Source organism: uncultured Salegentibacter sp. (assembly GCF_963972535.1).
Lineage (GTDB): Bacteria > Bacteroidota > Bacteroidia > Flavobacteriales > Flavobacteriaceae > Salegentibacter.
Genome location: NZ_CAXAVR010000105.1, coordinates 1 through 9,186, shown reverse-complemented (window position 1 = coordinate 9,186; position 9,186 = coordinate 1). Strand labels below are relative to the sequence as shown.

The window sequence follows — 9,186 nt, the reverse complement described above, 5'->3', positions numbered from 1 at the left end:
ATACAAAAACGAGGGCGATCCCGAAAGACCAAATCCCGCTGTCTATAGCTTCCTGGCCTAAACTTGGTCCGACAATTTCACTCTGGATAATATCAGCGGAAGCCGGAAGTTTACCAGCTCTAAGAACGTTGGCTAAATCCTGACCTTCGGTAATGCTAAAATCTCCGCTAATTTCACTTCTTCCACCTGATATAGGCCCGGTTGAAACTCCGGGAGCAGAATAAACTGTATTATCTAAAACAATCGCAATATTGCTCTGCTGTGTAGAAGCTTCTCCGGTCATTTCTTCCCATACCTTAGCTCCTCTTCCGTCCATTTGCATAGATACAGCAACACGGCCCATTTGGTCGTAAGTTTGTTGCGCATCTGTAATGACATCACCACTAAGCGGTGGCTCCATATTACGGTTACCTTTTAAGGCGTAAAGACCAACTACACCTTCTTCGTCTTCCGGGATTCCCCAGGCAAATTTAGCGTAACGTTGTTCTGCAGGAAGAATGGATCTTACCTGAGACATCTCGAGGTAATTATTAACTTTTGCAGTATCCTGTACAGAAAAATAGGCAATTACAGGACCTCCCTGGAAGCCTGGACTTTGCACTAATTCAAATAAAGGATTGTTTCCTGTAGCTACATCTGTAGTATCTTCACTTTCAGCAAGAAGTTCATCAATATCACTATCGGCAGCAGCCGTAGTATCAGTTTGAGTTTCTGCTTGCTCATTTTCTTTATCTACAACGTTTTTAAGAACATTATTAGCCTGAGCAAGGAAATTCCCTAATTCAGTATTTTTATATACGTGCCAGAATTCAAGTTGTGCAGTACTTTGCAGCAAACCTTGTACACGATTAATATCTTTCGCACCTGGTAATTCAACAAGAATTCTTCCTGAATTCCCTAAACGCTGAATATTTGGTTGGGTTACCCCAAACTTATCAATACGTTTTCTCAATACTTCAAAAGCTGAAGTAATAGACTCATCAACTTTTCTTCTAATAACGGTTTCAACCTCGTCATTAGACATATCAAAATTAATCTCGTCACTTAAGGTTTTATTAGCAAAAATATCTGGCGATGCCAGTTTAGCATCTGGAATACTATTAAAAGCTTCAAAGAAAAGATCAATATAATCGTCCTGGCTATCTGTTGCGGCTGCATCAGCTTCGGCTATAGCCTGGTTAAAAGCAGGATCGTCGGTATTATTTGCTAATCCGGCAAGAATATCTTTAACCGAAATTTGAAGAATTACGTTAATTCCTCCTTTAAGGTCAAGGCCTTTATTTAGCTCCTTGTCTTTCGCGTCACTGTAAGTGATACCTGCAATTACCTCATTATTCGCTACCGAATCCAGATACCTTTCTTCTTCAGCATCTCTCAACGCCGAGTAATCTTCTACATTTTCGCTAATTCTTTGCCTGGCAAAATCTTCAGCTTCACTTTCTACATTATTGGTAATAAAAGTAAAAGACAACTGATATATACATACCAGCCCAAATAAAATTGCAAAAACCTTAATCAGTCCTTTGTTCTGCATTATTCCTTAAGTTATAATTAATTAGGTCGATTTTAAAAACGGACAAATATAGGGTTTCAAAAATGAAATGCCAACAATTTTTTTTTGAATAATTTAACTTTTAAACATAAAAAAGACCGCAAATTCTGCGGCCGTTTTTAACATATATTCAAGTTTAAAACTACTTATAGTTCTAATAGGGCATTGGTTTTATTCACACCCTCTGCACTTTCTTTAATTTTATTAGACTCTGTATCATCAAGTTCTATCTCAACAATTTTTTCAAGTCCGTCTTTTCCAAGAATTGCTGGCACTCCAATACAAATATCATTTAATCCGTACTCACCTTCTAACATTGCAGAGCAAGGGAACATCTTTTTCTGATCGCAAGCAATAGCCTGAACCAAAGCCGAAACTGCAGCTCCAGGTGCATACCAGGCACTGGTTCCTAATAACTTAGTTAGGGTTGCTCCACCAACTTTAGTGTCTTCTGAAACCTGGTTTAAACGATCTTCAGATAAAAATGCTGAAACAGGAACCGAATTTCTTGTTGCCAATCTTGTAAGTGGCACCATCCCGGTATCACTGTGACCTCCAATTACCATCCCATCAACATCTGATGGTGGACATTCTAAAGCTTCACTCAATCTATATTTAAAACGGGCGCTATCTAAAGCTCCACCCATTCCAATAATTTTGTTCTTTGGAAGTCCGGTAGTTTTATGCACAAGGTAAGTCATAGTATCCATAGGATTACTTACCACGATTAAGGTTACATTTGGAGAATGCTTAATTAGGCTTGAAGAAACTTCTTTTACAATCCCGGCGTTTATTCCTATTAATTCTTCACGTGTCATTCCCGGTTTACGTGGAATACCACTGGTTATAACTGCCACATCACTGCCTGCAGTTTTAGAATAATCGTTTGTAGTTCCTGTAATTTTAGTATCAAAACCGTTTAAGGTTGCGGTTTGCATTAAATCCATTGCTTTCCCTTCGGCTACTCCTTCTTTAATATCGAGTAAAACCACTTCTGAAGCGAAATCTTTAATGGCTACATATTCTGCACAACTGGCACCCACGGCACCTGCTCCTACTATAGTAACTTTCATCTTATATTTTATTTAAATCGATTAATATTTGATTCCAAAAATACGAATATTGATATAGTATTACTATAAGATATGGTTAAAACTATGGGTTTTATATTCTGAAATGTAAACCGGCATTAAGATGAAAAAACTTCCCGGCAGTTGCCATTGTACTAATCTTAAAACGGTCGAAATACAAATTAAAACCTAAATCGGCTTTAAATTGCGCCTGACTTTGATCTAAACCGCGTAATGCCGAATTAATTGGCCCTAAAGCAACCCCCGAACCGCCCATTGCGTAATTAAAGTTTGAGTTTGTTGCTCCTAAAGCTCCAAAAACTTCAAAATTATCGCCGTACAATTTAGATCCCATAACTGATGCCATCCACAGGTTAGAGTTTACGTTAACCAAATTCAAGTTTACTACGTTATCTATATTTACAGGACTAAATTCATACTCTACATCAAATTTACTGTAAGCGATTATAGCAGCGGCTTGAAAGTCTTCTTCATTATTAAATTTAAAATATTGCGAAAAATTATGTTTTACTCCAGCGCCATAAGTTGTGATAGCCACTCCATCTACAGTTAATTGAGGTAAAAATCTTGCCGAAAATTCTGTTTCATAAGGTAAACCTACATTAGCCTGAACAAAAGGATATGCTACCACACTTTTATTCACGCCTTCGAGAGCCTGAAATTCAAAAGGTTCTCCTAATAAAGTTCCCTCAAAATAAACATCAGTTTCACCACCAAAAGCTGTAGGTACTACAGCATTACTTTCATCTCCCTTAAGACTCAAAATTGGACCACCACTCTCGTGAACACCCGCAAGATCACCATTTGATATTGTAAAAGATTGCCTGTTAGAAGGAACAAATAAAGCATTTCCCTGAAAGGAAATCTCTACTTTCCATGGTTTTAAAGCAGTTGCTGAAGTAAACCAACCGGCCCCGGCCTGATAAGCAACACCTTCGGCTGCAGGTCCTGCAAATTCATCTGCAATATACAGCATCTCATTTGCGAATTTTTCAACATCGCCCTCCTGAGCATAGGAATTAACTGAAAATAAAATAAATAGAATGAGGTATTTAGCTTGAAATTTCAAAATAAGTAGGTGTTAAGTTAGGCGGTAAAAATAATAAAAAAAGCACTCCTAAAACAAGTTTAAAAAAATCATAAAAAAACCCGTAAGCTCACTTACGGGTTTTCCTTTTCAAAATGTTCTCAATTATGCATCAATATTAGCATATTTAGCATTCTTCTCAATAAATTCACGTCTTGGCGGCACCTCATCTCCCATAAGCATAGAAAAAATTCTATCGGCTTCACTACTGTTATCAATATTTACCTGTCTAAGTTTACGTCTTTCAGGATCCATAGTAGTGTCCCAAAGTTGCTCAGCATTCATCTCACCAAGACCTTTATAACGTTGAATTTGTACGCCACCGCTGTAACTTTCAGCGATCTCATCACGTTCTTCTTCACTCCAGGCATAGCGTTTTCTGCTACCCTTTTTAACCAAATATAAAGGCGGAGTTGCAATATAAATATGACCTCCTTCTATTAATTCTTTCATATATCTATAGAAGAAAGTTAAAATAAGCGTTTCAATGTGACTACCATCTACATCGGCATCACACATTATCACTACTTTATGGTATCTTAATTTATCGGTATTTAAAGCTTTACTATCTTCTTCAGTACCAATAGTAACCCCAAGAGCAGTGTAAATATTTTTTATCTCTTCGTTATCAAAAACACGATGTGTCATCGCTTTTTCAACATTCAGAATTTTTCCTCTTAACGGAAGAATAGCCTGGAATCTACGATCTCTACCTTGTTTGGCCGTACCACCTGCAGAGTCACCCTCTACAAGAAACACTTCACTTTGAACAGGATCCTGCTCAGAACAGTCAGATAATTTCCCGGGCAAACCGCCAATACTCATTGCGGTTTTACGCTGAACCATATCTCGCGCTTTCTTGGCTGCATTTCTAGCCTGGGCCGCAAGAATTACTTTTTGAATAATGGTTTTGGCATCATTCGGGTTTTCTTCCAGGTAATTTTCAAGCATTTCTGAAACCGCCTGAGAAACCGCCGAAGTCACCTCCCTGTTTCCAAGTTTTGTTTTTGTTTGTCCTTCAAATTGAGGCTCGGCAACTTTTACTGAAATAATCGCGGTTAAGCCTTCACGGAAATCATCTCCAACGATCTCAAATTTCAACTTATCCAACATTCCCGAAGCATCGGCATATTTTTTAAGCGTAGTGGTTAAACCACGTCTAAAACCAGATAAATGCGTTCCTCCTTCGTGGGTATTGATATTGTTTACGTAAGAATGAAGATTTTCATTGAACGAAGTATTGTAAACCATAGCAACCTCAACTGGGATATCGTTCTTTTCACCTTCCATCGCGATCACATCGGCAATAATTGGCTCACGGTTCCCGTCAAGGAATTTTATAAATTCTTTTAATCCTTCTTCAGAATAAAATCTCTCAGAAAGATATTCTCCTTTTTCATTAACCTCACGCTTATCGGTAAGTGTAATTTGAATTCCCTTATTAAGGAAAGCCAACTCACGCATTCTGCTAGACAAAGTCTCATAGCTGTAATCTACGCTTTGCTGAAAAATACTGGAATCGGGCTTAAAAGTGATTACCGTTCCGTTTAGATCAGTTTCACCAACAGGCTTAACCGGGTAAAGTGGTTTTCCTATTTCATACTCTTGTTCCCAAATTTGTCCGTCACGGTAAACCGTTGCTTTTAAAGAAGTAGACAGTGCGTTCACACAACTAACCCCAACCCCGTGTAAACCACCGGAAACTTTATAAGAATCTTTATCGAATTTACCCCCGGCACCAATCTTTGTCATTACCACTTGTAGGGCAGAAACGCCTTCCTTCTTGTGAAGGTCTATTGGAATTCCCCTTCCGTTATCCTCGGTGGTTACAGAACCATCTTCGTTAATGGTTACTTTAATTGTATCACAATGGCCGGCCATAGCCTCATCTATAGAGTTATCTACCACCTCGTACACCAAATGGTGCAAACCTCTTACACCGGTATCCCCAATATACATTGAAGGCCTAAGGCGTACGTGCTCCATACCTTCTAAAGCCTGGATACTATCGGCCGAATAACTGTGTTTTTTGGGTTCTTCGCTCATATATTTTGCTAATTAAATTCGTCTATTTTGAATAACGAACAAATATAACAAAACGCACATTTTTAATAGGCTAAGAAGCTTGACAAGGGTTTTAAGTTATTAACAATTTGTGCAAAAAAAAGCCCAAAATACAGCAAAATGAAAGCTGCATTTCGGGCATAACAAACCACACGATTGTTTACTCTATATTTGGGCTAATTCCTTAAGTTGTTTTTTAGCATTTGTTGCTACGTGAGAAGTGTTTGCTCTTCCGCTTGGATCAAGGTCTTCCTGCCATTTCGGAATCCATCTTTTTACTGTTTTTGCAGCGTTTTCCTGCGGAAAATGACTGTGGAATATTTCTCTATAAAAATATGCTTCTTTAGTAGCCGGTGTATTGTATGGATACTTCTCTGAAGCTGCTGCCATTTGCTCATCACTAACTCTTGCTGAAGCGTATGCAATTAACTCGTCTATCCAGCTATATCCAACACCATCACTAAATTGTTCTTTTTGTCTCCATAAAACCTCATCTGGTAAAAATGGCTGCTCCGGAGTATCAAAAGCTTTTCTAAGAATATATTTCTCAACGCCATCATAGGTTTTTGGCAATTTATGCACAGCTTCAGTTTCCATTGCTGTTTTTAAGAATGCTTTATCTAAAAATGGAACCCTTGCTTCCAGCCCGTGGGCCATTGTAGATTTATCTGCTCTTAGGCAATCTGCAGTAGCCAATCTTTGCACTCTTCTAATTGTTTCTTTCTGAAAATCATCAGCCGTAGGTGCGTTTTTAAAGTAAAGGTAACCTCCAAAGATCTCATCGGCTCCTTCCCCACTTAAAACAACTTTTACGCCTTTCTCTTTAATTCCTTTTGAAAGGAAATACATTGGAGTGCTGGCTCTTATAGAAGTAACATCATAAGTTTCTAAATGCCATACCAGTTTTTTAAGGATATCAATTCCTTCTTCTACGGTAAAATGAAATTCGCTATGCTCGGTCCCCAGGAATTCAGCAACTTTTCTGGCCGCGATCAAATCTGGTGCTGTTTCATCTAAACCAATAGAGAACGAATGTAATTTTTGACCGCTGTTTTTCATTAATCTTGCTGCGATAGAAGAGGTTAAAGAAGAATCCAAACCTCCGCTTAATAAAACTCCCAGGGGAACATCGGCCATTAATCTTTTACGGGTGGCTTCAATTAAACTTTCTCTTATTTTTGAAAGATCTAATTCCTTCGTTGCTTTTTTATAATCAAACCAATCTGGCGTGTAATACTCTACAAAACCAGTTTCAGGCGTGTAATAATGCCCGGGAGGAAAAGCTGCAAAACTACTACATTGCTCAACCAAAGTTTTCATTTCACTGGCAAACCAAATAGAACCTTCATCATCTGTTCCGTAGTAAAGTGGCTTTACCCCAATTGGATCTCTTGCTGCGATAAAATCTTTGCCATCTACCACTACAAAAGAAAATACGCCATCTAATTTATTAAGAAAATCTACACCGAATTCTTCATATAAATGAACAATTACTTCTGAATCTCCTGTTGTTCTAAAAGTATGATGTTTCAATTCATTATTTCGCAATGCCTGGTGGTTATAAATCTCGCCGTTGTGAATCATCCAGGCAGTTGAAGTACCCTGGATAGGTTGTTTTCCGGTTTCAAGATCTACAATAGACAATCTTTCGTGACTTAATACATAACCTTCTTCGGTTACGTGCACATCACTCTCGTCTGGACCGCGGTGCGACATTCTTTTTGATAGCCCGCCAATCTTTTCTTCTGATAATCGTTTCCCGATTACTGCTAAAATTCCACACATAACATTTGCATTAATAATTCTATACAAATATGCGTCAGAGATTACATTATGTAAACACAAATTAGTATATTGGTATAATCTGAAAATAATTTTTGGAAAATTAGAATTCAGAAGTAAGTAAATTAAACCGAACAACCTGTCAAACTTTACATCTGTAAAAACTCAATAATTTAACAGCAACTAAATAAATCTTTAACACCTTAAGAAATAACAGTAAACTATCTTTAACCTTAAAAATCAAACACAATGAAGAAAATACTTTTAACTACGCTATGTTTAATTGGATTTTTGGGATTCCAGGATTTAAACGCCCAGGAAACTAAAAATACCAACGGACCTAATTTTCCGAAATTAGATACCAGCCCAATGGATATGATTATACATCGCGACCAAAAAGACGAGGTCATTATGCGTGTAATTTACAGCCGACCTCAAACCCGGGATCGCGAAATTTTTGGAAAACTGGTGCCTTACGGAGAAGTTTGGAGAACCGGTGCTAACGAAGCTACCGAAATCACTTTTTACAAAGACATGGAAATTGGTGGTGAAACTGTAAAGGCAGGTACTTATACTTTATACACTATTCCAGACGAAAAAGAGTGGACTGTTATTCTAAATCAATCTACGCATACCTGGGGAGCTTATGAATATACCGACAAACAAGACTACGTAAGAATTAAAGTACCTGTAAGAAATTCCAGCCAGAAAATTGAGAATTTCTCTATGGCCATAGAGCAGAAAGAAGGAGACGCAGGAGCAAACCTATTAATGGGTTGGGCCGATAAATATATTAAAGTGCCTTTCTCTCCTGCAGGATAATATTGAATACAATTTTTACTGAAAACGGCTGTTTGTAAATCAAACAGCCGTTTTTTTTTATGGAATATTAAGATATTTATGGGTTTGTAGTGAAACCTTCCACTTTGGGTTTTTCATTACGAAATCTACAATAAGTGGCATCATTTTATCTCTATTGCTCCACTCTGGTTGCAGATAAAGAATACAATTTTCGCTCACTTTTTCAGCCTGCTCCTCAGCAAACTTAAAATCGTGCTTGTTAAAAATGATTACTTTAAGTTCGTGGGCCAGCGGATAAATTTCTTCGGTAGGTAATTTTATTTTCTTGGGCGATAAACAAATCCAATCCCATTGGCCGGTTAGTTTATAAGCTCCAGAAGTTTCAATATGAATATCACAACCTTTAGCTTTTAAAGCGCCGGTAAGCCTCGTCATATCCCAGGTTAACGGCTCTCCACCCGTAATCACAATAGTTTTACTACTTGCAACCGCTTTTTCAACAATCTCCCCAATATGCGTTGGCGGATGAATATTTGGGTCCCAACTCTCTTTCACGTCACACCAGTGGCATCCTACATCACAGCCTCCAATTCTAATAAAGTAAGCGGCCGTTCCTTTATGAAATCCCTCTCCCTGGATGGTGTAAAATTCTTCCATAAGCGGAAGCATAATCCCATCGTCTACCAATGCCTTAGTCTCTTCTGTAATCATAGCCTGCAAAGATACGTAATCTCTTATTTTTAAGCTGTGCTTATGGCTGAATTACTTTCTAATCTAAAATAAGCGCATTTTCTACCTGGAATTTTTCT

At 37.9% G+C, this 9,186-nt stretch carries 6 protein-coding genes and 1 pseudogene; 1 reads left to right on the top strand and 6 read right to left on the bottom strand.

What is annotated here, in order from left to right:
- The 5 genes and pseudogenes from AACZ30_RS11280 to asnB all read right to left on the bottom strand — a co-directional run.
- Positions 1 to 1,534, bottom strand: a pseudogene (locus tag AACZ30_RS11280) (protein translocase subunit SecDF); the annotation flags it as partial.
- A gap of 164 nt (positions 1,535 to 1,698) precedes the next feature.
- On the bottom strand, positions 1,699 to 2,625 hold the full coding sequence (mdh, locus tag AACZ30_RS11275; RefSeq protein WP_339649430.1) for a malate dehydrogenase: 927 nt from the start codon (positions 2,623 to 2,625) through the stop codon (positions 1,699 to 1,701).
- Positions 2,626 to 2,716: 91 nt separating this feature from the next.
- Positions 2,717 to 3,712, bottom strand: a complete 996-nt coding sequence (locus AACZ30_RS11270) for a DUF6588 family protein (protein ID WP_339649429.1) — start codon at positions 3,710 to 3,712, stop codon at positions 2,717 to 2,719.
- A gap of 123 nt (positions 3,713 to 3,835) precedes the next feature.
- Positions 3,836 to 5,776: a DNA topoisomerase (ATP-hydrolyzing) subunit B gene (gene gyrB / locus AACZ30_RS11265; RefSeq protein ID WP_208222857.1), complete on the bottom strand. Its 1,941-nt coding sequence runs from the start codon at positions 5,774 to 5,776 to the stop codon at positions 3,836 to 3,838.
- Positions 5,777 to 5,959: 183 nt separating this feature from the next.
- Positions 5,960 to 7,579: an asparagine synthase B gene (asnB, locus tag AACZ30_RS11260; protein WP_339649427.1), complete on the bottom strand. Its 1,620-nt coding sequence runs from the start codon at positions 7,577 to 7,579 to the stop codon at positions 5,960 to 5,962.
- Between the two features lie 246 nt (positions 7,580 to 7,825).
- On the opposite strand from asnB, the gene AACZ30_RS11255 reads away from it, so the two are divergent.
- Positions 7,826 to 8,398, top strand: coding sequence for a DUF2911 domain-containing protein (locus tag AACZ30_RS11255; RefSeq protein ID WP_208222859.1), 573 nt, complete (start codon positions 7,826 to 7,828; stop codon positions 8,396 to 8,398).
- Positions 8,399 to 8,455: 57 nt separating this feature from the next.
- Here the strand turns inward: AACZ30_RS11255 and AACZ30_RS11250 are convergent, their stop codons facing one another.
- The gene (locus tag AACZ30_RS11250; RefSeq protein ID WP_208222860.1) at positions 8,456 to 9,088 is read right to left on the bottom strand and encodes a 7-carboxy-7-deazaguanine synthase QueE; all 633 of its coding nucleotides are present in this window, start codon (positions 9,086 to 9,088) and stop codon (positions 8,456 to 8,458) included.
- Between the last annotated feature and the right edge of the window lie 98 nt (positions 9,089 to 9,186).

Coding starts and splice junctions, on each gene's coding strand:
- mdh (WP_339649430.1), bottom strand. CDS start 2,625: ATGAAAGTTACTATAGTAGGAGCAGGTGCCGTGGGTGCCAGTTGTGCA.
- gyrB (WP_208222857.1), bottom strand. CDS start 5,776: ATGAGCGAAGAACCCAAAAAACACAGTTATTCGGCCGATAGTATCCAG.
- asnB (WP_339649427.1), bottom strand. CDS start 7,579: ATGTGTGGAATTTTAGCAGTAATCGGGAAACGATTATCAGAAGAAAAG.
- AACZ30_RS11255 (WP_208222859.1), top strand. CDS start 7,826: ATGAAGAAAATACTTTTAACTACGCTATGTTTAATTGGATTTTTGGGA.
- AACZ30_RS11250 (WP_208222860.1), bottom strand. CDS start 9,088: ATGATTACAGAAGAGACTAAGGCATTGGTAGACGATGGGATTATGCTT.